This window comes from Ruegeria sp. AF7 (assembly GCF_056541885.1).
In genome coordinates this window covers 487,783-512,724 of record NZ_JBQFYX010000001.1, presented here as the reverse complement: position 1 = coordinate 512,724, position 24,942 = coordinate 487,783, and the positions used below count along the sequence as shown (strand labels likewise).

The 24,942-nt window shown below is 57.2% G+C and carries 21 protein-coding genes and 1 tRNA gene; 9 read left to right on the top strand and 13 right to left on the bottom strand.

Annotated features, from left to right (window positions below):
• Positions 1-107: 107 nt before the first annotated feature.
• The 6 genes from ACR0AP_RS02565 to ACR0AP_RS02540 form a co-directional block, all read right to left on the bottom strand.
• Positions 108-181 (bottom strand) — tRNA-Gly (locus tag ACR0AP_RS02565).
• 69 nt (positions 182-250) lie between these two features.
• Entirely contained in the window at positions 251-1,078 is an 828-nt protein-coding gene (locus ACR0AP_RS02560) for a polyphosphate kinase 2 family protein (protein ID WP_480505109.1), read from the bottom strand.
• Positions 1,079-1,203: 125 nt separating this feature from the next.
• The gene (locus tag ACR0AP_RS02555) at positions 1,204-2,259 is read right to left on the bottom strand and encodes a methyltetrahydrofolate cobalamin methyltransferase (RefSeq protein ID WP_480505107.1); all 1,056 of its coding nucleotides are present in this window, start codon (positions 2,257-2,259) and stop codon (positions 1,204-1,206) included.
• Between the two features lie 9 nt (positions 2,260-2,268).
• A complete protein-coding gene (locus tag ACR0AP_RS02550) occupies positions 2,269-3,195 on the bottom strand; it encodes a methylenetetrahydrofolate reductase (protein ID WP_480505105.1) in 927 nt (308 codons plus the stop codon).
• A 25-nt stretch (positions 3,196-3,220) separates the two neighbouring features.
• Complete coding sequence (locus tag ACR0AP_RS02545) at positions 3,221-3,517, bottom strand: virulence factor (protein ID WP_209503861.1); 297 nt, start codon at positions 3,515-3,517, stop codon at positions 3,221-3,223.
• A 248-nt stretch (positions 3,518-3,765) separates the two neighbouring features.
• On the bottom strand, positions 3,766-5,652 hold the full coding sequence (locus tag ACR0AP_RS02540; RefSeq protein ID WP_480505103.1) for a PhoX family protein: 1,887 nt from the start codon (positions 5,650-5,652) through the stop codon (positions 3,766-3,768).
• A gap of 178 nt (positions 5,653-5,830) precedes the next feature.
• On the opposite strand from ACR0AP_RS02540, the gene ACR0AP_RS02535 reads away from it, so the two are divergent.
• Together ACR0AP_RS02535 and ACR0AP_RS02530 are read left to right on the top strand one after the other, a co-directional pair.
• Positions 5,831-6,943 (top strand): Ppx/GppA phosphatase family protein, encoded by a 1,113-nt coding sequence (locus ACR0AP_RS02535; protein WP_267365936.1) that lies wholly within the window; start codon positions 5,831-5,833, stop codon positions 6,941-6,943.
• Positions 6,943-7,659: an RlmE family RNA methyltransferase gene (locus tag ACR0AP_RS02530; protein ID WP_480505102.1), complete on the top strand. Its 717-nt coding sequence runs from the start codon at positions 6,943-6,945 to the stop codon at positions 7,657-7,659. Before ACR0AP_RS02535 ends, ACR0AP_RS02530 begins: the two co-directional genes overlap by 1 nt.
• A 2-nt stretch (positions 7,660-7,661) precedes the next feature.
• On the opposite strand, the gene ACR0AP_RS02525 is transcribed toward ACR0AP_RS02530, so the two are convergent.
• The 3 genes from ACR0AP_RS02525 to ACR0AP_RS02515 form a co-directional block, all read right to left on the bottom strand.
• The gene (locus ACR0AP_RS02525; protein WP_480505100.1) at positions 7,662-7,853 is read right to left on the bottom strand and encodes a hypothetical protein; all 192 of its coding nucleotides are present in this window, start codon (positions 7,851-7,853) and stop codon (positions 7,662-7,664) included.
• Positions 7,854-7,940: 87 nt separating this feature from the next.
• Entirely contained in the window at positions 7,941-9,842 is a 1,902-nt protein-coding gene (locus ACR0AP_RS02520) for a tetratricopeptide repeat protein (protein WP_480505098.1), read from the bottom strand.
• Positions 9,839-10,705 carry a YihY/virulence factor BrkB family protein gene (locus ACR0AP_RS02515; protein WP_480505096.1) on the bottom strand — a complete coding sequence of 289 codons (867 nt, stop codon included), beginning with the start codon at positions 10,703-10,705 and terminating at the stop codon, positions 9,839-9,841. Before ACR0AP_RS02515 ends, ACR0AP_RS02520 begins: the two co-directional genes overlap by 4 nt.
• A 171-nt stretch (positions 10,706-10,876) precedes the next feature.
• Here ACR0AP_RS02515 and ACR0AP_RS02510 point away from each other — a divergent pair, with 171 nt between their 5' ends.
• Positions 10,877-11,965, top strand: coding sequence for an AI-2E family transporter (locus tag ACR0AP_RS02510; protein ID WP_480505094.1), 1,089 nt, complete (start codon positions 10,877-10,879; stop codon positions 11,963-11,965).
• A 99-nt stretch (positions 11,966-12,064) separates the two neighbouring features.
• Here ACR0AP_RS02510 and ACR0AP_RS02505 read toward each other — a convergent pair whose 3' ends face one another.
• The gene (locus ACR0AP_RS02505) at positions 12,065-12,733 is read right to left on the bottom strand and encodes a Crp/Fnr family transcriptional regulator (RefSeq protein WP_480505092.1); all 669 of its coding nucleotides are present in this window, start codon (positions 12,731-12,733) and stop codon (positions 12,065-12,067) included.
• Between the two features lie 205 nt (positions 12,734-12,938).
• On the opposite strand from ACR0AP_RS02505, the gene ACR0AP_RS02500 reads away from it, so the two are divergent.
• From ACR0AP_RS02500 to cls, 3 genes are all read left to right on the top strand, one after another.
• Positions 12,939-14,558, top strand: coding sequence for an arylsulfatase (locus ACR0AP_RS02500; protein WP_209596364.1), 1,620 nt, complete (start codon positions 12,939-12,941; stop codon positions 14,556-14,558).
• 93 nt (positions 14,559-14,651) lie between these two features.
• Positions 14,652-15,623 carry an HAD family hydrolase gene (locus ACR0AP_RS02495; protein WP_480505089.1) on the top strand — a complete coding sequence of 324 codons (972 nt, stop codon included), beginning with the start codon at positions 14,652-14,654 and terminating at the stop codon, positions 15,621-15,623.
• A gap of 24 nt (positions 15,624-15,647) precedes the next feature.
• Positions 15,648-17,060, top strand: a complete 1,413-nt coding sequence (cls, locus tag ACR0AP_RS02490; RefSeq protein WP_480505087.1) for a cardiolipin synthase — start codon at positions 15,648-15,650, stop codon at positions 17,058-17,060.
• Here the strand turns inward: cls and ACR0AP_RS02485 are convergent.
• A complete protein-coding gene (locus tag ACR0AP_RS02485) occupies positions 17,057-17,491 on the bottom strand; it encodes an ion channel (protein ID WP_209596371.1) in 435 nt (144 codons plus the stop codon). The two genes, cls and ACR0AP_RS02485, sit on opposite strands and share 4 nt — an antisense overlap.
• A gap of 171 nt (positions 17,492-17,662) precedes the next feature.
• On the opposite strand from ACR0AP_RS02485, the gene ACR0AP_RS02480 reads away from it, so the two are divergent.
• Genes ACR0AP_RS02480 through ACR0AP_RS02470 form a run of 3 tightly spaced genes read left to right on the top strand, consistent with a single transcriptional unit; the run spans position 17,663 to position 21,751 of the window.
• Positions 17,663-18,310 carry an ABC transporter ATP-binding protein gene (locus ACR0AP_RS02480; protein ID WP_480505085.1) on the top strand — a complete coding sequence of 216 codons (648 nt, stop codon included), beginning with the start codon at positions 17,663-17,665 and terminating at the stop codon, positions 18,308-18,310.
• Positions 18,307-20,721, top strand: a complete 2,415-nt coding sequence (locus ACR0AP_RS02475; protein ID WP_480505083.1) for an FtsX-like permease family protein — start codon at positions 18,307-18,309, stop codon at positions 20,719-20,721. Before ACR0AP_RS02480 ends, ACR0AP_RS02475 begins: the two co-directional genes overlap by 4 nt.
• Entirely contained in the window at positions 20,711-21,751 is a 1,041-nt protein-coding gene (locus ACR0AP_RS02470; RefSeq protein ID WP_480485557.1) for a lipocalin-like domain-containing protein, read from the top strand. Before ACR0AP_RS02475 ends, ACR0AP_RS02470 begins: the two co-directional genes overlap by 11 nt.
• 58 nt (positions 21,752-21,809) lie before the next feature.
• On the opposite strand, the gene ACR0AP_RS02465 is transcribed toward ACR0AP_RS02470, so the two are convergent.
• Positions 21,810-22,241, bottom strand: a complete 432-nt coding sequence (locus ACR0AP_RS02465; RefSeq protein ID WP_480505081.1) for a universal stress protein — start codon at positions 22,239-22,241, stop codon at positions 21,810-21,812.
• A complete protein-coding gene (locus ACR0AP_RS02460; RefSeq protein WP_480505079.1) occupies positions 22,238-24,847 on the bottom strand; it encodes a TRAP transporter permease in 2,610 nt (869 codons plus the stop codon). The genes ACR0AP_RS02465 and ACR0AP_RS02460 overlap by 4 nt, the downstream gene beginning before the upstream one ends.
• Positions 24,848-24,942 lie beyond the last annotated feature (95 nt).

Below are 24,942 nucleotides of genomic sequence, written 5' to 3'. Positions count from 1 at the left end.
CCGGAAATATCTACTGGCACAGGTCAATTTGGTGGAACGTCCCGAAACGACCCCCATGCCTGCCGGAGCAGGCCTTCACCGGAAATCGTCGTCTGACCTGAAAGTTCTGGAGCGGGTAGCGGGAATCGAACCCGCGCGTTCAGCTTGGGAAGCTGACAGGCTACCATTACATCATACCCGCCGCACCCCTGAGATATAACCAGAGTTCCCTGACACGCAAGCCGGATCGTTTCAGGTTGCCCGGAAAAAGTCACTCGGTCCGCGCACGAAGACTGTCGATCAGCGAGTCATCTACATCCAAAGTCTGGATGGCCGCCTCAAGCGTGCGGCTGTCCAGATGTTGCGGGTTCAGATCGACCCCGGCTGAAAAGGCTTTGACAATGGCCTTCATGGCGCTGATGCGCGCGTATCTTTTGTTATTGGCCGGTATCACGTGCCACGGTGCCAGATCGGTCGACGTCCGGGCCAGCATTTCATCCACGGCGATCTCGGTAACATCCCATTTCTCGCGATTCCTGAAATCCTCGTATGTCAATTTCCAGCGCTTCAACGGGTTTCTCAGCCGTTCAGTAAACCGCTGCATCTGTTCATCTTCAGAGATGTGGAAGAACAGCTTGACGATCCGGGCACCATCGTCGACCAGCATGCGTTCGAAATCATTGATTTCCTGATAAGCAGCGCGCCAGCGTGTTTCCGGGGTCAGGTTCTCGATCCTCTCGACCAACACGCGCCCGTACCAGCTGCGGTCGAACGCGGATATCGCTCCGGACGGTGGCAAACGTTCCCAAAACCGCAGCAGGTAATGCCGGTTGAGGTAGTAGTTCCGGGGCGCCCCAATTGGCCAGACCTTAAAGCTGCGCGGGTCCAGAGCCTGGCTGATCCTGCGAATGGTTCCCCCCTTGCCTGCCGCATCCCAACCCTCGAACACCAGCACACCCTTGAGCCCGTGAAACAGATACGCTTGTTGAATCCTGGCCAGCTTGGCCTGAAGATCAGTCAGTTGCTCGAAATACTCCTTTTTGCCCAACCGCTTGGTCAGATCCGCTTCTGAGAGTTTCGGGGGGTGATGTTTGCTCATCGTGCCACCTGATCGTTGCGTCCCGGATCAGGATATCCTGAACCCTTGCGCAAAATCGACATTAATCAGGGTCAAACGAAAAGGCCGGGCACAGTGCCCGGCCTTCGCTGTCTTTGTTGATGCAATCAGGCGCGGCGACGACGGCCACCGCCGCGACGACCACCGGCTGCGCCACCGGCCTCGTCAGGTGATTTGTTGAACCGGATCCACTCGCCACCATGCGGGTCGTTGTTGGTCAGCAGGTTGGCAGCGCGGATGGCCTCCATCTCTTTTCCGGCGCGCGGCTTGGTGGAGCCCAGGCCGAACATCTGAACGAACGCCTCGTCATCCATGCCTTCGGGCAGGATGATGCCCGCCGCTGCAACGGATTCTTTTTTCTCGGCAATCTTCGCCTGCGTCACTGGCAGAGCCACCGGGTTCATGATCGCCGAGGTCATGCCGGCACCCATAGCCATCGGCAAGAAGGCATTGTTGATGCCGTGGCGGTTCGGCAGGCCGAACGAGATGTTGGACGCGCCACAGGTGGTATTCACGCCCAGCTCCTCGCGCAGGCGACGGACCAGAGCAAACACCTGCTGACCGGCAGTTGCCATCGCGCCAATCGGCATGACCAGCGGGTCAACAACGATGTCATGCGCGGGGATACCGAAATCGGCAGCACGCTGAACGATCTTCTTGGCCACTTCGAAACGGACATCGGGGTCTTCCGAGATACCGGTGTCATCGTTCGAGATCGCCACGACCGGTACGTTGTATTTTTTGACCAGCGGCAGAACCAGTTCCAGGCGCTCTTCCTCGCCCGTGACCGAGTTCAGCAGCGGGCGACCTTCCGCCGCCTCAAGACCCGCTTCCAGAGCACCGGGAACCGACGAGTCGATACACAGCGGAACTTCGACCAGACCCTGTACCAGCTCGACAATCTTGCGCATCAGCGGCGGTTCGGTCTCGTTCGGGTTGGGATTCGAGTTGTAGACGACGCCCGCATTGATATCCAGAACGGTCGCGCCAGCCGCTACCTGAGCCAAAGCATCTTTTTCAACGGTCGAAAAGTCGCCCGCCTCCAACTCGGCCGCCAACTTTTTCCGACCGGTCGGGTTGATCCGCTCACCGATCACGCAGAACGGTTCGTCAAAGCCCAGGACGGCTGTTTTTGTTTTTGATTCTACGACTGTTCGGGTCATGTCCGTTCCTTAGGAGGTTACAGGCTTTGCCGAAGCGCCGCCGTTATTGATCGCCCAGTTGGCGTTGGTTTTGATCCCGCCCAGCGGGAAGAAGTGCACGTTGGTGATGTTGAAATCCGGGTTGGCCGCTTTGTGGTTGGCCAGTTCGGTCACGACATCGGTCGGCTCGTAGGGCAGCAACAGCTTGGAAACATCCATGGCGCGCTTTTGCAGAACCTTCAGCGACGGCCCAACGCCGCACGCGATGGCGAACTTGATCAGGGTTTGCAGCTTGGCCGGGCCCGCGATTCCGATATGGATCGGCAGATCGATGCCCGCTTCTTTCAGGCTGTCGGCCCAGGAGATGATCGGCTTGGCGTCAAAGGCGAACTGTGTTGCCAGCGCCATTTCGGCATCCGTTGTCTCGTTGAATTTCTGCTTCCAGCGCAGGGCGTCATCGACATTCTTGGTGGACCCATCGGGATCGATGTCCTTGTTCCCCTCGGGGTGACCGGCAACATGAAGACGTTTGAACCCTGCCTTGTCGAACAGACCGGTTTCCATCAGCTGCATGGAACTGTCGAAATCGCCATGCGGCTTTGTCACGCCACCGGCCAGCAACAGCGCCTGTTCGACGCCCGCCTCGCCCTGGTACATCGAGATCCAGTTTTCCAACGTCGCCGCATCCTTGATGATCCGCGCCGGGAAGTGGGGCATGACAGGATAGCCTTCGGCTGCAATCCGCTTGGCTGTCTTGACCATATCTTCAATCGGGGTGCCTTCGATATGGGCAATGTAAACGCGTGTGCCTTCGGGCAGCAGCGCGCGGAAATCCTCGACCTTTTCGGCGGTCCGCGGCATGACCTCGATCGAATAGCCTTGCAGGAAGGCTTCGACGGTCGGGTTCACAGGGCTGTTTTCGACCACATCACGTTTCTTGAAGTTCAGCAAAGCCATTGAGGCCTCCCATTAAGATACGGGCTTATGCCCAACCGTCATTTGCGATCAGCGCTTTGATGCGGTCCTGATCGTATTCCTTTTCCAGACGCAGGGCCTCGGCCTCGGCTACTTCTGCCGGGTCGCCATCAACCGCAAAAGGCTCGGCCTTGCGCCATTCGGCCAGATAGGCATCACTGTCCTTGGCGTTTACCTTCATGGCAGCGCGGTCGATGGCTTGCTCGAACCGTTCTTCCAGTTGCCGCTTCGCGCCGCGACGGCCTTTGCCGACGATGACCTGAGCGGGAATGTCGCGCCAGTACACGATGGTGACGTCAGGCATTACTGTGATTCCTCCTAACCCGATGGGCCGGTTCTAAACTTCAATGTGGGGATGGGTCGGTCGATTTTCGACACCCGGCGCTTTTCAAGCGACGTTTTCGCCCACGGTGGCGTGGCGGGGTTTTAACCCGTCTCGCGGCGAAAACGCATACCAAAATTCTCATTGTCACTATGAGAGCGCTGCATAATGAACAAAAGCCCCGGACAGCATGACCCGCCCGAGGCTTGTTTAAACGCGTCTTGCCGGGGTTAACCGACCAGCCCGCCGTCTTCACGAGAAACCGCAATGATGGCAGAACGAGGAACCGAGTTTCCACCGTCGGGCCAGTGGCTATTGCCGTCTTCACCGGGGTGCTGAATACCAACAAACATGGTGCGGCGATCCGGCGACCAGCTGAGGCCAGTGATCTCACACTCGTTCGGGCCGACGAGGAAACGACGGATTTCACCGGTAACGGGGTCGCCTGCCAGCATCTGGTTGTTCCCCTGCCCTTCGAAGTCGCCCTCGTTGCTGTATTTGCCGTCGGTCTGGATCCACAGCAGACCGTTGCTGTCAAACTTCAAACCGTCGGGCGAGTTGAACATATTGTCGGCGTTGACATTGTCCGAGCCGCCATAAGCATCCTGATGCACGGTCGGGTTTCCGGCCAGTACATACAGGTCCCATTCGAAACCCGATGCGCCATGGTCTCCGCCTTCAGGACGCCAGCGCACGATCTGACCGTATTTGTTCGCCTCGCGCGGATTCGGCCCGTTGACCGAAGTGTCGTCGCCACCGGCATTCGGTTTCACACCGCGGTTCTTGTTGTTGGTCAGGCAGCAATAGACCTCGGGCGCGTTCGGATTGGCCGCAACCCATTCCGGGCGATCCATAGTGGTCGCGCCCACGGCCGACGCTGCCTGTCGCGTATGGATGCAGATTTCGGCCTGCGACGTCATACCAGTTGTTTCGGGGGTCAGGTCCAGCCACTCACCAGTCCCGTCGTCGTTGAACTTTGCAACCGACAACGTACCGTTCTCAAGCAGCGCATTCGTATCCACACCAGCGGCATAAACACCTTCCGAGACGAAGCGATACAGGAACTCACCCCGTTCATCATCGCCCATGTAGACGACGACGCGACCGTCATTGTTCACAATGGCCTCGGCGTTTTCATGCTTGAACCGACCAAGCGCGGTCAGCTTGCGAGGCGTCGAGGCCGGATCGGTTGGGTCGATTTCGACAACATAGCCTGCGCGGTTCGGCTCGTTAGGGTTTTTCGAGACATCGAAACGCTCGTCAATTCCGGCCCATCCGTATCCCCAGTCTTTGGACGAAACGCCATAGCGCTGAAGTTCGGCGCTGACTTCATGGTTTTCGTCTTCAGCCGAGAAGTAGCCGTTGAAATTCTCTTCACAGGCCAAATACGTCCCCCATGGGGTCATGCCGTTGCCACAGTTGTTCCAGGTGCCCTTAGAGGTGGTGCCTGTCGGATCAGCGGCAGTTTTCAACAGATCATGGCCCGCGGCAGGGCCCGTCAGTGACATGTCTGTCTGCGGCGTGATGCGGCGGTTATACTGGCTATCCTTAACAATGCCCCACTTGCCATCGGTAGCTGCAATCTCGACCACCGTCACACCATGCGCCATCATGCCTTTGGCAACATCGTCATCCGAGGCGGCTTTGGCGTCCGGGTTGTTGCCCCAAAGGATATCGCGATTGGTGTATTCGTTGTTCACAACCAGCAGAACGTGCCCCTCGTGCAAAAACACATCCTGACCGTCGGTGTTATCACCAAATGCGCGCTCTTGGCTGGCAGCGGTTCCACGGGTGGCCGGATCAAATTCGGGCACATCAGACCAAAGCGGGTCGCCCCAGCGCACCATCACCTCGGCCTTGTAGCCCGGCGGCACGATGACGTCATCGGCAGTTGACGCCGGAATCGCCTCAAACGCAAATCGATCTGCGGCTGCGCGCGCACCAGTCGGAAGCAGCGACCCGCCCAAAGCCGTGAAACTTCCCACCGCCAATACGCCGCCCAGAAATCCACGACGTGACAGGGCACGTTCAACGACGCGGTCAAACTCACATTCCTCTGGGCGCGGGTTCACCATTTCATCGAATTCGTCAAAGGTCAGGACACGTTTATCTTTCATGGCAGGCTCCGTCTGCGGCTGATTGCGATCAAGAATCCCTCAACCGGGATCAAAGATCAAATCGCACCTCAGTATGAACGGCGTGTGACATCCAAGCCAAATTTGAAATGGAAATCGCTTGCACGTCGACGACGCCCCGCCTAGGGTCAAATCAACTCGAAAATCGGAGGGCGTTACGATGGCGCCCAAGCGTCCCAAAGGTGCGGGCGCGTTCCCGCAAGCGGTCGAAAGCCCCGCGCCGGCAAGACCCGATCCGGATGCCCTGTATGCGGCTCTGGATTTGGGAACAAATAGTTGCCGCATGTTGATAGCCCAGCCCAAGGGCAGCGGGTTCCATGTGGTTGACAGCTTCTCCAAGTCCGTGCAGCTGGGCGCGGGTCTGGAACGCACCGGACGTCTGTCGCGGGCGTCGATGGCACGCACCGTTCAGGCGCTGCGAATCTGTCAACAAAAGCTGAAACGGAACAAAGTGAAACGGATGCGTCTGATCGCAACCGAGGCCTGCCGCCGCGCCAAGAATTCCCGCGAATTCATCCGGCAGGTCAAACGCGAAACCGGGCTGACGCTTGAAATCATCCAACCCGAAGAAGAAGCCCGTTTGGCGGTGATTTCCTGCGCCCCGCTTGTGTCCACCAAGACCGAACAGCTGTTGGTTGTCGATATTGGCGGCGGTTCGACCGAGCTGGTCTGGATCGACATTTCGTCCGTCCCTCGCCGTGACCGCCCGGCTGCGATCATGCGTTTGCATAACGGATTTCACACGGTCGACAGCCCTTTTCCGGCTGCAAAAGTCGTGGACTGGATCAGCGTGCCGCTGGGTGTTGCCACGTTGCGGGATCAGTTCAATGACGTCGAAAACGACGCCGCTCGGTTTGCGTTAATGAGCTGGTTTTTCGAAGAAAACCTGGCCGATTTCGCACCTTACAAAGATGAACAAACCCGTGAAGGTTTTCAGATCGTCGGCACCAGCGGAACTGTCACTACGGTTGCGGCATCGCATCTGGGCCTCAAGCGGTATGACCGGACCAAAGTTGACGGGCTGCGTATGACCAGTGACCAGATTGACAAAGTGATACGCGGGTATTTAGAACTCGGCCCTCATGGGCGCCGCCGGGATCCTCGGATTGGGGAAGACCGGCAGGCCCTGATCATGTCCGGCTCGGCCATTTTGCAGGCATTGTTGCGCTGTTGGCCCACTGATCGCCTTTCCGTGGCAGATCGGGGCCTGCGCGAGGGCCTGCTTTATGCGCAGATGAGCGCGGACGGGGTACTGGAAGACGGACCGTTCTGATGGCGAAGACACCAACTGGCAAAAACAACTCGGGGCGCGGGCAGCGTGACCTGAAGGTAAAGGTAAAGACCGCACGGGGTCGCAAGCTGAGTTCGACCCGTTGGCTCGAACGGCAGTTGAACGACCCCTATGTCAAGCGCGCCCAGACCGAAGGATACCGTGGGCGCGCCGCGTATAAGATCTTGGAACTTGACGACAAGTTCCGCTTTCTCGTTCCCGGAGCACGGGTTGTTGATCTGGGGTGCGCGCCTGGTGGCTGGTGCCAGGTTGCAGTCAAACGGGTAAACGCGCTTGGCGAAAAGTCAGGAAAACGGGTCGGAACGGTGCTGGGTATCGACTTGCAGGAAGTGGAACCGGTTGCGGGTGCCGATACCCATGTTCTGGACTTCATGGCGGATGACGCCGACCAGAAGGTCAAAGACTGGCTGGGTGGCAAGGCGGATGTGGTAATGTCGGATATGGCCGCGGCGTCCTCGGGTCACAAGCAGACCGACCATCTTCGGATCATTGCACTGTGTGAAACTGCGGCCCATTTTGCGTTTGACGTGCTGGAAGAAGGTGGCACATTCGTAGCCAAGGTTCTTGCCGGCGGTGCTGAAGGCGATTTGCAAAAACTTCTGAAGCAGAAATTTCAGAAAGTGGCGCATGTGAAACCGCCCGCATCCCGTTCGGACAGTTCGGAAAAATTCGTTGTGGCAACCGGATTTCGCGGCTGAACTTAATCTTCCAAACGGATACGGTTTCCGGTCAGACGTTGTTCGCGCAACGACGTGGCGGCCATACCCTGCAACATCAGTGTGTCCCCATGCGAAACATATACAGGCTCGCGATTGCGCAGCTCTTCAATGCGCTGCGCCAGCGTAGTGGGGTTCGTTCCGGTTGCTTTCTGTCTTGTTGACTCAGCGGACATGCATCACCTCAAAACAACAGTTCCGAAATGCTGTTAGCGTAAAATCTTGCCGTGAAGATGGAACAAATCGGGCAAGCCTGTGCCGGATCAGGGGCCCAGTTGTTGCAACAATTGCAGCAAAGCCGGGTCATCGGGCAACCTGATCAAGGCTTCGCGCAAGGCGATACGTGCGGCTTCCGGGCCGCTGTTGATCTGCGCCAGCTGTACCACCATGGGCCACGCTTCGGCGCGTTGAGGGTCCAGCGCGACAACCTCACGAAATGCCCGTTCGGCGGCCGAGGCGTTGCGCAGCGTCAACGCCATGCCCCCCAGAACCAGATGGGTTTCCGGGGCATCCAGCCTGTTCGAGATCGCCGCCTGCCACTCGGCCATCCCTTCCCCGGCCAAATCCTGTTGCTGAGATGTCAGAGCTTGAGGAGGAATACTCAGAAATTCCTTGGCGGCGGCTATGCGAACGTTGCGAAAAGGATCAGACAAAAGGGGCTCTAACCTTTGGGCACGATCTGTTGGGCTCGCCTGACGCTGCAAGGCTGCTGCATTTGCGCGTATCAGCGGATCGTCTTCCTGCAACAGTGGCGCTGTATGCGCGGCAACCTCGGGCGAGCCGAAGGGTTGCAGCAAATACGCCGCTGTTGCGCGCACGATAGCGGGTTGCGAGGGATCCATTGTGACAGCAATCAAACCCTCTGGCGAATTCAACTGACGATCGGCAGCAGCTCTGAATACCGTACCAAAATGCGCGCCCCTATTGTCTGTGTCAGGAAACCAGCCGTTGATCCGGCTGGCAGCCCAGGCCTGATCCTTATTCTGGTGGCAATCAGTGCAGGCATCAGTCCCTAATCCCAGATCCGGTCGCGGCACGCGAAAGCTGTGATCCCGGCGACCGTCCACACCCATATATGTGCGTTCGATCATGTGGCAGCTTTTGCACTGGGCGCCCGCGCTATCCATGACGTGATGATGGTGATTGGGTGTATCGTATTCCCTTTTCGCTAGCGTCGGGAAATCTGGGTTTCCGGCCGTGGAATGACATTGCGTGCAAATACCGTTGCCTTCGGCCTTCAACTGCGCGCTATGTGCCTCGTGGCAGTTCATGCATCCGACCCCTCGGGCATACATTTTGGATTGCAGGAATGAGCCGTAAACGTAGACCTCATCCAGTATCTGCCCGTCCGGATGATACGAACCGGGCCGCAACACAGCCAGGTTATAGGCATCATGATACGGGGTTCCCGGCAAAGGATTTCCGTTGCCATGCGCCTCGCGCCGCGAATGACATCCGGCACATTGCTGGATCCCGGCCTCGGTCTGGCCCTTGCCCCAGCTCATCGAGAAGCCTCTATCACTCAGCCCCCCGGCAACACCCTGCCCTTTGGTCCAATCGATATGTGCCGACCCCGGTCCATGGCAAGCTTCGCAGCCAACACCAATCTCGGCCTGTCGCGAAGAGTATGTTCTGGATTGCGCGTCGTAGTTCTTTTCAAACCCTGTGGCGTGACATTCGGCGCAGCGCGCGTTCCAGTTCTTGTAAGGGCCCGTCCAGTGCAGCCCGTCTTCTGGTGGCAGATCCTGATCGGGGTATAAGTGGTACCAGCGCTTCTGCTGAGTGTCCCAAACCACATCAAAACTTTGCAACCGCCCCGGTTCGGTTTCAAACAGATATTGTTGCAGAGGCGTAATCCCAACGACGGAATGCACATCATATGCCGTCGTCGCACCGTCTTTTTCCGTTACACGAGCTGTGAACCCGTCTGCCTGTTTAGTAAATTCAACCGTCATCCCGTTCTGCACGAACCGGGTTCCATCGAAATCGGCGACCAGATGGCCGTCGCCAACTTCCGTCCAGGCCAAGGCATGGTGAGACGAAGCCCATGCCTCGGCCTCGCGTTGATGGCAGTCCGAACATTGATCCGATCCGACATATTCCAGTGACTGCGCCTGCCCTTCACTTGCGAGGACTAAGCAAGCCGCCAGAATGGCAAATCTCATGCCATATCTCCTTCAGCGGCGTTCCGAAGGTCGATCAATGCGCCGTTGTATTCAGCGCCAAGGATCAGCATCGCAGAACACAGATACAGGAAGATCAGCGCAGCCATTGCCCCGGCCAAACCCGCATATGTGGCACTGTAGGTGGCGAACTGGCTGATATAGACTGAAAATGCCCATCCGCCAGCTGCCCACAAAACCAATGTCAGTATGACGCCGGGCAGGATCTGGGTCAGGCTGTGCCTGCGGGTTGGCAGAATTAGATGTGCCAGCAGGACGGTGCCTGCCGGAACGGCCACGGTAAACGTCCATCGCAGGCGATCTACGGACAGCCATTCCGCTACCGGAGCTTCGGTATGCTCTGCCACCAGTTTCGTGTAGACCGGCAAGACCACCTCGACCGTTGCAATAACAAGGATTGCCGAACCGCCAAGGATAACCAGAACCAGACACAAAAGCCGGGTCTTCCAAAAAGGCCAACTGTCCTGATCGTGATAGGCCTGATTCATCGCGGCGCGTACTGCGGCAACCCCGTTGGAGGCAAAGTAGATGGCAAGCAGGCCGCCCAGCGTAATCACACCCGACCCCGCCCCGGCCAGAACCGCACGCAATTCGGCCACGATCGGGTCCGCAACATCCTTGGGCCATGCCCCGAACAACAGATCAATCAACTCATCAGTGACATAGTCCTGCGACAATGCCCCGGCCAGCGCCACGGTGAACAACACAAAGGGAAACAGGGCCATCATCAACGACATGGCGACGTGGCTGCTCATGACAGGTCCGTTTTTCCTGACGAACCGGCGAAGTGCCAGCCATAGTGCCTGAAGCGGGCGGCCAAACTGGGGAATCGTGGGCTTTGTCATCCTGCAACCCTAACCTGCAGAAATAAAACACAGAACCCGTCATCGATATCAAAGTGACAAATGCCGATCTGCAAACGGCTGACTGCATTGCTAAAAACGGATTGCAGGTGCAGGATTGGATAAAGTCGGGCGATCACCAGCCTACGTAAGAACAGATAAACAGGATACTGAATGATCCCGGATCAGGAAGATTTCACGGCTCGCCCCAGGCTAAAACTGTCTGTTGTCCGCGACACCTGCATTATCGCGACGCTGATAGTGTTGGGGCTCTATGCCGGGGCGAACTTCCTGATCCCACTTGCCATGGCGCTGCTGGTCAATGTTCTGATCATTGCGCTGAGCGACCGCGTTACCGCGCTGACTCGCGCTCCGGTCTGGTTGGCCAATATCGCCGGAGTGACCGTGGTTCTGGTGGGATTGTTCATGATCATGTACGTGCTGGGCAGTCAGGCAACGCAGTTTGCTCGGTCCGTCAGCACCTACGAAAACCAGTTCGACGGGGCGGTTGAGCGCATAACCGGTCTTGTCGGCAACGATGTCACCACTTTCATCCGCGACAATCTGGTCAGCATCGACATGACCTATGTCGCACGCCTGTTGCTGGGCAGCGCTACGTCCCTGCTAAACCAGTTCTTTCTGATCAGCCTCTATGTCGCGTTCCTGATGGCCGAGCGTCTGGCCTTTCGCAAGAAAATTCAACTTGCGGCTGGTGACCCCCAAACCGGCGCAGATTTTGCGACCATGCTTGATGCCATATCGATCAGCCTGCAACGATATGTTGGGGTAAAGACGCTGATCAGCCTGATCACAGCGGGCATCAGCTATTTTGTATTCAGGGTTCTTGGCTTGGAATATGCGGAAACCTGGGCCGTTTTGACCTTTGCTCTGAACTTCATACCCTCGATCGGGTCGATCATAGCGGTGTTTTTCCCAGCCATGATCGCGCTTGTTCAGTTTGATACGATCGTTCCGTTTCTGATTATCTTATTTGGGTGCGGCACCCTTCAATTCCTGATCGGTAACTTCCTTGATCCGGCCATGCTGGGACGTTCGCTGAACATGTCGACATTCCTAGTTATTCTGGCATTGACCTTTTGGACAACTGTCTGGGGCCTGATCGGTGCTTTCCTGAGCGTGCCACTGACGGTCTGCATCCTGATCGTGTTCAGCCACATCCCCGCTTTGCGCCCGGTTGCAATCATGATGTCTCTGGACGGCCAATTGGGCGAGGAGGACGGTCAGGCGCGTGCGAAAAACTGAACCACGACGCAGCGTTGATTTAAGCTCGCCGGGCACCTTACACCGCGGCCAGCCTGTCCGCGTATTTTGAACCATATAGCGGTGTCGCGCCCCGAAACCTCAGGTCTGACAACTTGCTATCAATGCGCTCCGATCCAGCAGTCGAACCCGGCCATACCCCAGTTCGATTAACCCCAAATCCACAAGCCGGTGAAGGTTCCTGTGCAAAGTCGGTTGCGATACAGCAATCATCGCCGCCAGATCGTCCTGGGAAACATCAATCCAGCCCTCGGTTTTCGAGGTTCCTTCGTCCAAGTGAAGCAACCTCAGGACCAGCCGCTTTTCCGTTCCCGTCACGGCAAGATTTGCCATGATGCGCAACGCGGTCCGCATATTCTCATGCGTTAACGCATAGAAATCCCGGATGTAGTCAGGATTGTTCTGAATCAATCGCGAGATGCTCAGGTTAGGGAAAAACAAGGCTTGAGTGGCTTGCGTCGTGACAATACTGACCAGACGCAGCGCACCTGCAAACAATGCAAGATCGCCGATCCAGAACCCAGCGCCGTCACGGTGCAAAACAAACTCCTGACCGTCATCCGCGGGGGCCGTTATCTGCACACCACCGCTGAGGATCGCGTAGATTCCATTTGCCGGATCACCGTAGTGATACAGTGTCTCTCCTGCTTGTACCGATTTCGATATGCCAAGGGCTGCCAAATCAGCCTGAAACTCTGACGAGCGGTCACTGAACCATCCGGTGTTTCGTAATAGCGTTAGATTATTCATTTTGTCTCACATTTGTACTTTGAGATATAATCATATGATGAGTTTCCGACGCAAGAACTGACCTATGATGAAAACGTTCGATTCCCAGAATCTGATATTTTCGACATGGGAATCAACACATTGCTGCCGTGTTGTTCATGCGTTTGAACGCCGGAGATTTAATTTTCCAAGGGTCACTAAGATCCTATCAGATCAGGAGCAAACCATGTTACCTCCATGTTCGCCATCTGGCACCTGGCGTAGTAACTTGCGCCGACTTGCCGTGGTAACCGCCACGTTGACACTGGCCATTCCCGCTTGGGCGCAGGACCAGAAACCGAATATCCTTGTGATCTGGGGCGACGATGTTGGTCAGTCCAACATCTCGGCCTACACGCGGGGTCTGATGGGGTATCAGACGCCCAATATCGACCGCATCGCCGAAGAAGGCATGATGTTCACGGATTACTACGGTGAGCAGTCGTGCACGGCCGGGCGATCATCTTTCATCATGGGGCAATCCGTTTTCCGCACGGGCCTGTCCAAAGTTGGCCTGCCAGGCGCTAAGGAAGGTATGCAGATCGAAGACCCGACCATTGCGGGACTTCTGAAAGCAGAAGGCTATGCCACAGGTCAGTTCGGAAAAAACCACCTGGGCGACCGAGATGAACATCTGCCGACAAACCACGGTTTTGACGAATTTTTTGGTAATCTCTACCACCTCAATGCCGAGGAAGAGCCGGAAAACATCGACTATCCCAATGATGCTGTTCTGCCCGATGGCAGAACCTTTCGGCAAGCTTTCGGACCGCGCGGTGTAATCAAGTCGACAGCAGGTGGTGAGATCGAGGATACCGGCCCGCTGACCAAGAAGCGTATGGAAACGGTCGACGATGAAACTGCGGCGGCAGCGATTGAATTCATCCGCAAACAAGAGGAAAGCGGTACACCGTGGTTCGTCTGGTGGTCAGGCACCCGGATGCATTTCCGCACGCATGTTTCCGAAGAGAAATGGGCAAAAGCCAATGAAATCGTCGGCAAGCAGGTGGATGAGTACACGGCTGGCATGATTGAACACGATATGCATATCGGTGACTTCCTGACTGCGCTGGACGAGCTGGGCATTGCCGACAAAACCATCGTGTTTTACTCGACTGACAATGGTCCGCACATGAATACGTGGCCAGATGCCGCGATGACACCGTTCTGGGGTGAGAAAAACACCCAATGGGAAGGTGCATGGCGCGTACCTGCCATGGTTCGGTGGCCCGGCAAAATTGCCGAAGGCGCTGTGTCGAACGAGATCGTGCACCATATGGATTGGTTGCCGACATTCTTGGCGGCGGCTGGCAACGAAACCGTGAAAGAAGATCTTCTGGAAGGTGTCACCGTGACCGAAGTTGGCGGCGGGCGTGACTATCGCGTGCACCTGGATGGTTACAACATCTTGCCGTTGCTGACCGGCGAAACAGACGAGAGCCCGCGCAGGGAAATCTTCTATTTCACGGACGATGGTGACCTTGCGGCACTGCGCTTCGGTGATTGGAAAATCACCTTCCTGGAACAGAAGGCATGGGCGACCTTGCGCGCCTGGATGGAGCCGCTGACCCCTCTGCGTGTGCCATTGATCGCCAACTTGCGACGCGACCCGTACGAGCGTGGCTATCGCACATCGAATACCTACTATGACTGGATGCTCGACCGTGCCTACATGCTGGTGCCTGCGCAGGCCTATGTCGCGCAGTTCCTTGAAACCTTCAAGGAATACCCACCCCGACAGGAAGCGGCGAGCTTCAGCCTCGACAAGGTGATGGAGAAGCTGACGTCACCTCCGGGCGCACCGTGAACCTGGCCGTTTGATCCAAGACACAGCAAAGCCGGAGTCCCGATACCGGGGCCCGGCGCTTCTCATTGGCGGTTGAAAATTGAGGAATAACCCGTGCGTCTGTTTTTGATATTGTGCAGTGTGATAGGAGCGACGGTCGCCATTGCTGACCCCTTGCCCTCTTGGAACAATCTAGAATCCAAAGAGAAAATCGTTTCGTTTGTTGACGAAGTAACCGACCCTGCCTCTGCTCATTACGTGACGCCGGATGACAGGATCGCCGTATTCGACAATGACGGAACGCTTTGGGCCGAACAGCCTGTGTATTTCCAGTTTGTTTTTGCCATGGACCGACTGGCCGATCTGGCCGAGCAGGACCCGTCGATCCTGACAACGACTGCACTGGAAGCTGCTGCAAAGGGTGATCTTGCGGCAATTCTTGAAGGCGGGCATGAGGCGCTGATCGAAGTTGTCAACGCCTCGCATTCGGGCACCAGCGTCGATGACTTTCAGGCAGGTGTTGCGCAATGGCTGGAAACCGAACGTCACCCGGGCACCAGCCTACCCTATGATCAAATGACATACCAACCGATGGTCGAGTTGCTGCGTTATCTACGTGACGAAGGTTTCAAGACCTACATCGTATCCGGCGGCGGCATTCATTTCATGCGCGTCTTCGCCGAGGATGCCTATGGTATCCCGCCGGAACAGATATTGGGAAGTTATGCAGACAGCACCTATGAGGTGATCGACGGCAGCCCGACGATCATCAAGGCGCCGGGGTTAGCCTTCATTGACGACAAGGAAGGCAAGCCGATCAACATCGAACGCACGATTGGCAGACGCCCGATTCTGGCCGCAGGCAATTCGGATGGAGATTTCGCTATGCTGGATTGGACAACGTCGGGTGATGGCCCGCGTTTGGGAATTCTGATCCACCACACGGACGCCGAACGCGAATGGGCCTATGACCGCGAAAGCCCGATCGGAAAGCTGGCAGACGGGCTGGATCAGGGTCCTGACAAAGGATGGATCATTGTCGATATGGCGCAAGACTGGTCGCGCATCTACACTGGGGCAAACTGAACGGCCCGAAAGACGTAAGACCCCATGTGGACAGCGCTGGTATCTATCTTTGTATTCACGTTGTACGTGGCTGCATTTGTGTTTTCGATCCGAGCGGCGCAAACCGCGCGGACACCGCAGGGTGCAGTTGGTTGGGTGGTCTTTCTGGTATCAGCACCTTTCCTGGCGGTGCCGTTGTATCTTTTTCTGGGACACCATCGCTTTCACGGATATCGCATCGCGCGCCAGAAAAGTGAGCGGGTTGTTGAAGGGATCAAAACCTTTGCCGATTACTCAAGGCCCGATCCCTCGTCTATGTCGATCAATCCGCGCCCGTTCGAGTTTCTGGCGCATCTTCCTGTGTCCAGCGGAAACGGTGCCCGGCTGCTGGTTGACGGGCACGCCACATTCGACGCCATTTTCGACGCCATCGACAAGGCGAAGAACTATATCCTCATTCAGTTCTACATCATCAGAGACGACGCACTGGGCCGCAAACTGCAATCCAAGCTGATCGAGGCGACGAAGCGTGGGGTTCACGTCCGTTTCATGACCGATGCAGTCGGCAGTTATGGTTTGCCGCGCGCGTATCTGGATACCATGCGTGAAGCCGGGATTGATGTCGCCGACCCTCGTCAACAACGCGGCCCGAATTTTCGGTTTCAGCTGAATTACCGAAACCACCGCAAAACCGTCATTATCGATGGCGAGACAGGCTTTATCGGTGGCCACAATGTTGGCGAGGAATATCTGGGCAAGCATCCGCATTTCGGCCACTGGCGCGACACTCACATCATGATGTCCGGTCATGTCGTCCGGCAATTGCAGCTTATCTTCACCGAAGACTGGCATTGGGCACATAACGAAGACCTGATTGATGAACTTGACTGGGCGGGCAGTGAATCCGAACAGAACATGAATGCCCTGCTGGTTGCGACCGGGCCCGGAGACGAAACCGAAACTGGCGCCATGATGTTCTTTGCGGCAATCGCCGAGGCAAAAGAACGGTTGTGGATTGCGTCGCCTTACTTCGTACCCGACATCGATGTCATGACAGCCCTGCAACATGCCGCGATGCGCGGTGTGGATGTGCGCATCCTTGTTCCTGACATGATCGACCATCGCCTGCCCTGGCTGGCCGCGTTTGCCTATTTCGATGAAATCCGCGACTGCGGCGTGCGCGTGTTCCGCTATACTGGTGGGTTCATGCATCAAAAGGCGTTCGTTGTCGACGAGACGCTGGCCGCTGTGGGAACAACAAACCTCGACAACCGATCCTTCCGCCTGAACTTCGAAGCCATGGCGCTGTTCTTTGATGCCCGGGCCGCGCAGGCCGTCGACCAGATGCTGCAAGAAGATTTCGAAACCAGTTACGAATTGACCCGCAGGTTGAGTCAACAACCGGCCCACATCCGCTTTGGTGCGCCGCTGGCGCGGTTGTTTGCTCCGATCCTTTAGGAAAAGAACCTCTCCTGAAAGACGCGTGTCATCAGTGCGACCAAGTACGCGGTCGACAATCCAAACGCCAACAGCCCGGTGACCGAGGCAAACGAGCCGAAAATGCGCAGCCCTTCACCCAAAACGATGTCGCCGTATCCGAGCGTCGTAAACGTCACCAACGAGAAATAAATGGCCGAATTCCAGTCCGGCAAAACATTCAGCAATACCCAGACGATAGCCCAGATCCAGACCTGAATGGTGTGCGTTGCGATAATGAAGCCCAAGGCAACGGCAATTGGCCCCGCGGTTGCCACAAACACCCCGCGTGTGACCCATTTTTTGTCCATCTTGATTATGGACATCGTGCACCAGGTCAGAAAGAGAATCTCGATCAGGATACAGATACCCAGAAAGGTACTGCCCCAAACGATCTGATGCAGCAACGTCATGTATTTACACCCTGATTTTCGGCCACGAACTGTCAAGGCACAATGACCTTTCAAAACGCAAGGCACAACCCCGCCACCGGATAAGGTAGCCTGCGGCGAAAGGAACCGGAGTAAGGTCTGCACTGGACAGTTGGGAAGTCCAACGCACATCCTCTGCAAAAAGGGCGCTTCATGCTGTTGATCATCGACCGAGTTCAGAAAACTTACCCCGGCGGGCGGCCCGTTCTGCGCGACGTGTCTCTGACACTGGATCAGGGACAAACGCTTGCACTGACCGGTGAAAGCGGCAGCGGAAAAAGCACCTTGTTGAACCTGGCCGCCGCTCTGGACGATTTCGACAGGGGCGAGATCACGCTGGATGGCACGCCACTGTCCCCGTTGGACGATGCCGGGCGGGCCGGGTTGCGGCGCAGTAAGGTTTCGCTGGTGTTCCAGCAGTTCAACCTGATCCCATCGCTGACCGTGAGGCAAAACCTGTCCTTTCATGCCCGCCTTGCAGGTACCGAAGATGCCCAATGGTCCGGGCAACTGGCCGAACGGCTTGGGCTTTTGGATTTGCTGGACCGCTACCCCGAAAGCTTGTCGGGCGGACAGCAACAGCGGGTGGCCATCGGACGCGCCATGGCAGCGCGCCCGAAACTGTTGCTGGCGGACGAACCGACGGGCAATCTTGACGAAACCGCCAGCGCCAAAGTGCTGGACCTGATGCTGTCACTTGTTTCTGATACTGGCGCAGCTTTGCTGCTGGTGACGCATTCCCCGCAGATCGCGGCCCGACTGGACACGCACCTACGCCTGAGCGGCGGGTGCATCCAATGACATCTGCCGTCGTCCAGGCCCTGCTGTCCCATTGGCGGGTGCATTGGTTGCAACTGGCAACGCTGCTGATCGGTATCGCCCTGGCAACTGGTCTGTGGTCCGCTGTACAGGCCATCAATGCGGAGGCCCGCGCCAGCTATTCCCGTGCCAACGCCCAACTGGCACTTGGGCAGTTTGGCGAATTGCGCGATCCAGCCGGTTTCATCCCCATGTCCCGTTATGTCGACCTGCGTCGCGCAGGATGGCAGGTGGCCGCCGTACTGGAAGGCCCTTATCGGGTCGCTGGACGTACGTTGCGTTTGATGGGCGTGGATATGGTGGCCTATCCCGCCTTGCCCGCAATTACCGAGGCCCAGCAAAGCGGTGCGCCGCCCGACCCGGCGGACATATTGACTGCTCCGGGCCGCCTGCTGGTTTCGACAGAGTTGGAGCACTTGTTGCGCGGTCACGATACTCTGCCCCCGGTTCTCAGTACCTCAGCGCTGCCGCCGGATGTGATCCTGACGGATATCGGCGTTGCCGAACGTCTTCTGAATCAGCCCGGTTCAGTCTCGCGGCTCATTATTCTGCCCGATCAACCCCGCGGGCTTCAGCCCCTGACCACGATCGCGCCAGAGCTGGAACGCATCAGCCCGTCACAAAAGATCGACACTGCTCGGCTGACCGACAGTTTCCACCTGAACCTGTCAGCCTTTGGATTGCTGTCCTTTGCAGTCGGCCTTTTTATCGTGAACGGCACAGTCGGGCTGGCATTTGCCCAACGCAGGGGCATTATCCGCACGCTGCGGGCACTGGGTGTTTCGATGCGATTACTGGTCTGGCTGATCCTTGCCGAGCTGACATTTCTGGCCTTGATCGGTGGGCTCGTCGGGTTGCTTTTGGGCTTCTTTCTGGCCGGAGCACTTCTGCCCGATGTCGCGGCCACGTTGCGTGGCCTTTACGGCGCACCAGTAACAGGGCAACTGACGCTGCAACTGGAATGGTTTTTGGCTGGGATTGCCATGGCAGTCTTTGGCACATTGCTGGCCAGCGGCCACGCATTGTGGCGCCTGTCGCGTATGCCCCTGCTGACAAGTTCGGGCGTTCAAGCGTGGCGGGGCGACCCCCGTGCGCGCCATCTTGCAGCGGCATTCGGATTGGTGATGATCCTGGGTGGCGGTTTGGCCTATGTCAGTTTCGGGGGGCTGATCGCCGGGTTTACCCTGTTGGCTGGCTTGCTGACCGGTGCAGCGCTGATGCTGCCTGCGCTTTTGTCAGTAATGCTTTCATTCTGCGCCAGCACAGCGCGGGGGCCTGTTGCCCAATGGGTCTGGGCGGATATGCGGGCACAACTGCCCGGATTGTCACTTGCCCTGATGGCCCTGTTGCTGGCTTTGGCGGCGAATGTCGGCGTAGGCACGATGGTGTCCAGCTTCCGGCTGACATTCGTCGGGTGGCTTGACCAGCGCCTGACGTCAGAACTCTACCTGACTGCCAGCGACGACGATCAGGGGCAGGAGATTACCGACTGGCTGCGCCCTCAGGTCGAAGCCATTCTGCCAATCCGAAATGTGGAATTGTCGCACGAAACGGGGCCTCTGTTTCTTTACGGTGTCGTGGATGATCCGGTCTATCGGCAGAACTGGCCAGTGATCACCTCAACGCCGAATGCATGGGTTGACGTCATGGCCGGGCGTGCGGTTCTGATCAACGAGCAACTGGCCCGGCGTGCCGATCTCTGGCCCGGCGGTGCTTTGGCCTTATCGCCGGACCACATCCTGACCATCGCCGGGGTCTATTCGGATTATGGGAATCCTACCGGGCAAGCCATCGTCTCGATGGACCAACTGAACCAGATCGCTCCGGGTACGGAGGCCCGCCGTTTTGGCATTCGTCTAAACCCCGAAAACGCAACCGAAATGGCGCAAACCTTGAGGGAACGGTTCAACCTTCCACGTCAGGCTGTCGTACAGCAAGCTGCAATGAAGGCGCAGTCGCTGTCGATATTTGAGAAGACTTTTGTCGTGACCTCGGCCTTGAATGTGCTGACCCTCGGCGTGGCGGGATTTGCCATTCTCACCAGTCTTCTGACCCTGTGGACCCAGCGCCTGCCACAGATCGCACCGGTCTGGGCGCTGGGGCTGAACAGGGCGCAACTTGCAGGGCTGGAACTGTTGCGCAGCCTATTGCTGGCTGCGTTGACCGCCTGTCTGGCGTTGCCACTTGGGCTTGTTCTGGCATGGGTTCTGCTGACGGTGATCAACGTTCAGGCTTTTGGTTGGCGCCTGCCGATGTTCGTCTTCCCCTGGGATTGGCTGTGGCTGTTTCTACTGACCCTTCTTGCTGCCCTGCTTGCCGCCGCCCTGCCCGCGCTACGGATGCTGCGCCTGCCACCCGCCGATCTGCTGAGAGTGTTCGCCAATGAACGTTAGGACCCTCCTGTTCCTTCTTATGTGGCTCCACCCGATACCGCTTTGGGCGCAGGGCTACGCAGGTCTCGGCGGGTCGGCCGAAGGCTTTGACGTGCCAGTAGCCGGGTATGAGTTTGATTTCCCAAGGGACCACGGCCCCCACCCGGCCTACCGCATCGAATGGTGGTATCTGACGGCCAATCTCCAAGGGGACGACGGCCTGGACTATGGCATTCAATGGACCCTGTTCCGGTCAGCCCTGAAGCCCTATGACAGCGACGGATGGCAAAGCCCGCAACTTTGGATGGGTCATGCTGCTGTTACGACCCCCAAGGCTCATTTTTTTACCGAGCGATTATCACGCGGGGGGATTGGGCAGGCCGGTGTAACTGCACAACCGTTTGAGGCCTGGATTGATGAATGGCGCATGGCCGGATCGGATTTGGACAGCCTGTCGCTGACGGCAAATGGTAAAGACTTCGGCTATGACCTTTCGCTGACTGCGCAAGGGCCATTGGTTCTTCACGGAGACGCGGGCTATTCGGTCAAATCTTCTGATGGGCAGGCAAGTTACTATTACTCGCAGCCCTTCTATTCTGTCGAAGGCGTGCTGCATTTGCCGGATAGTGAAGTCCGTGTAACCGGTCAGGGCTGGCTGGATCGGGAATGGTCCTCACAACCCTTGGCGGCAGATCAGAGGGGTTGGGATTGGTTCTCGCTCAGTTTTGAGGGCGGCGATAAATTGATGGCTTTTCGCCTGCGCGGGGACCGAGGCGACTTCACTTCGGCCACCTGGATCAATTCAGACGGCAGTACTGAGGCCATCCCCAACGGCTCAATCAGCCTTTTGCCGCTGAGTACCAACGAGGTTGCCGGGCGTGACATCCCGACACACTGGCAAGTCGATCTTGTGGACCGGGGCATAGAAATTCAGGTCTCCGCCCTGACACCTGATGCGTGGATGGGTACCAGTTTCGAATACTGGGAAGGCCCTGTCACCGTAACCGGCAGCCATGAAGGCGTTGGCTATCTTGAGATGACAGGCTACTGAACCAACCCGATATTTGTTCACGACCAGCGACGCGATCTTTTGCGCGCTGGAAAATCAGTCAGCGAACGACATACACCGAGACGTTGGAATGCCGCACCACTCGCGCGGCATTCGGGCCAAGCAGGTAGTCCTTAAAATCCGGCTTATGCGCGCCGATCACAATCAGATCGGAACCGGCGCTTTCGGCGGTTTTCAGAATCTCCTGATAGGCTGTGCCTGTCGCAACGACATGGCGGATGCTTTCATTGCGCTCGGCCCCCAATGCCGAAATACACAGCGCCGTCAGTTTGGCCTGCGCCTCAGCCAACGCCTTGTCGTGAAAATCGGATTCAAAGAACCCGGACACCCAGCTTTCCCCGAAATCGGGCAACACAGTCACAACATCCAACTGTGCCCCTTCCAGATCCGCCAAAGCAGCCGCTTTCTGCAGGACCGGAGTATCAATCTCACCATTGCTGATATCAATGGCACACAGAACAGAACGTGTCATGCGGGCACCCCTTGTCTGGCGGCACGGCCGCGTTGCAGGAACGCGATAAGTCCCAAGAGGATCATCGCTGGGATATACACCAACTGCTTGGGCAGCTGGTCGGACGGTAAGCTGACCGAGGCCAGGCGTACGGGTTCATCGCCATAGTAGTCGAAGATGCCCAGATCGTCGGCCACCGGCGTGCCGAACAGCGGCTCGTCAAGCTTGACCAACCCGTCCTCGGGGACCAGCAGCAAGCCCATCGCCTCGACTCGCGCGGCCCCTCCTTCTTCGTCGCCCACAGTGACAACAACGGTTGTATCCACCATCTCGAGCGTATCGAAATCGGGGCCCGCGACGACCAGGCGGACATCTGTTCCCGGCCGTGTCTGACCAATGGTTTCTTCGAATGCAGCGGGTTCAACCGATTTGAACGGAGGCGAGATACGATCCATGAAAAAGTCTGGTCGAAACAAAGCAAATGCCACCAGAACGAGCGCGACACTTTCATAGATACGGCTGCGGGTCAGGAAATACCCCATCGTACCCGCCGTGAAGACCAGAATCGCTATGGTCGCAAAAACGGCCACCGTGATCCCTTCAAGCCATGTAACGTCGATCAAAAGAAGATCAGTGTTGAAGATGAACACGAAAGGCAGTGCCACTGTGCGCAGGCTGTAGAAGAACGCCGTGAAACCGGTTTTGATCGCATCACCGCCCGACACGGCAGCCGCCGCGAAACTTGCAAGCCCAACGGGCGGTGTGACATCGGCCATGATCCCGAAGTAAAACACAAACAGGTGCACAGCAATCAGCGGTACAATCAGCCCGCTTTGCGCGCCCAGCTCAACGACTACCCCGGCCATCAACGAGCTGACAACGATATAGTTCGCCGTGGTCGGCAGACCCATGCCCAGAATCAGACTTAGCAGCCCAACCATAACCAGCATCAGGATTAGATTGCCTCCCGACAGGAATTCGACCAGATCAGCCATAACCTGACCTACGCCTGTCAAGGTCACCGTGCCGACGATCACGCCCGCAGTGGCGGTTGCCAGCGCGATACCGATCATGTTCCGCGCGCCATCAATCAACCCTTGCCACAGGTCAGCGACGCCATCGACAAAGGTGTTCTTGAGATTGCTCTGCCCCCGGAAAAGAGCCTTGAGCGGTTTCTGCGTTAACAGGATTACGAACAGCAAGGCGGTCGCCCAGAAGGCCGACAGTCCCGGCGATTTTTGTTCGATCATCAGGAAGTAAACCAGAACGATGATCGGCAGAAGGTAATGCAAACCTGCCTTATAAATATCAGCGATAACAGGAAGCGTGACCTCTTTTGCATTCGGGTCGTCCGGCTCAAGGTCCGGCACCTGAGCGGCCAGATATAGCAATCCGACATAAATCGCGCAGACGATCAGGCTCAGCACCAGGCCTGCTGCAGACGGAACCCAGCTTGTTACAGCATCGACCGGGAATTGCGAGCCATAACAAAGCCCTGCAAACACCAGGAAGAAAGCCAGCATACCCACAACGGTTCGCGCCAGATGCACGTCACGGTCGCCCAAAGTCGGCATGTTTCGCTTCACAGCCTCAAGGTGCACGATATAGACCAGCGCGATATAAGAAATCGCCGCAGGCAGGAAGGCGTGGGTAATCACCTCGACATACGAAATGCCCACATATTCCACCATCAGGAACGCAGCCGCACCCATCACAGGTGGCATGATCTGACCGTTGACCGATGAGGCCACTTCGACCGATCCGGCCTGTTCACTACTAAAGCCCACACGCTTCATCAGCGGAATGGTGAATGTCCCGGTTGTCACAACGTTGGCGATGGACGAGCCCGAGATCAGGCCGGTCGCCGCCGAACCGACAACCGCCGCCTTGGCTGGGCCACCGCGCAGGTGACCGAGGGCGCCAAAGGCCATCTTGATGAAATAGTTCCCTGCCCCGGCCTTATCCAGCAGCGCGCCAAACAGCACGAACAGGAACACGAATTTGGTGGAAACTCCCAATGCGATGCCAAACACGCCTTCTGACGTGATCCACATGTGGCTCATCGCCTTTTTCAGGCTCGCACCTTTCCAGCGGATAACTTCCGGCACCCATTCAGATGCACCAAAGAAGACATAAGCCAAAAAGATCGTCGCGATAATTGCCATGGCCGGGCCAAGCGCGCGTCGCGCGGCCTCGAACAGTAGCACCAACCCAAGCAACGCGACCCATTTGTCCGTATCGTCGGCCAAACCGCCCGCATTAACGATCTTGTCATAGAAAAAATAGCCATAAAGCGCGACGAACGCACCGACCAAGCCCATTATCCAATCCTGTACCGGAATATAGCCGCGCGGGCTGGACTTTAGTGCCGGATAAGCCGCAAAGGCCAGAAACAGAGCGAAGGCAAGGTGGAATTGCCGCGCATTGTTTACCACGCTGCCCGGCAACACGTAGTTTGCGAGCGGCGACGCCAGGATAACCTGAAAAATCGACCAGATCGCGGCTACAATCGCCAGGAAGACACCTACATTCCCGACCGGATTACGCCCGCCCGCGTCAGATGATGCGACCAGATCCTGAAGCTCTTCTTCGGAAAGCGGACGATTGGATTGAGTGTCGGAATTCATATAATGTCTCCCCGTCGCGACCATTTTTGGCCTTCTGAATTACCCGCTTTGTGCGGGTTTGGGTTGCAGGGCGCCCTTAGGCGCCCTGCCCTAGG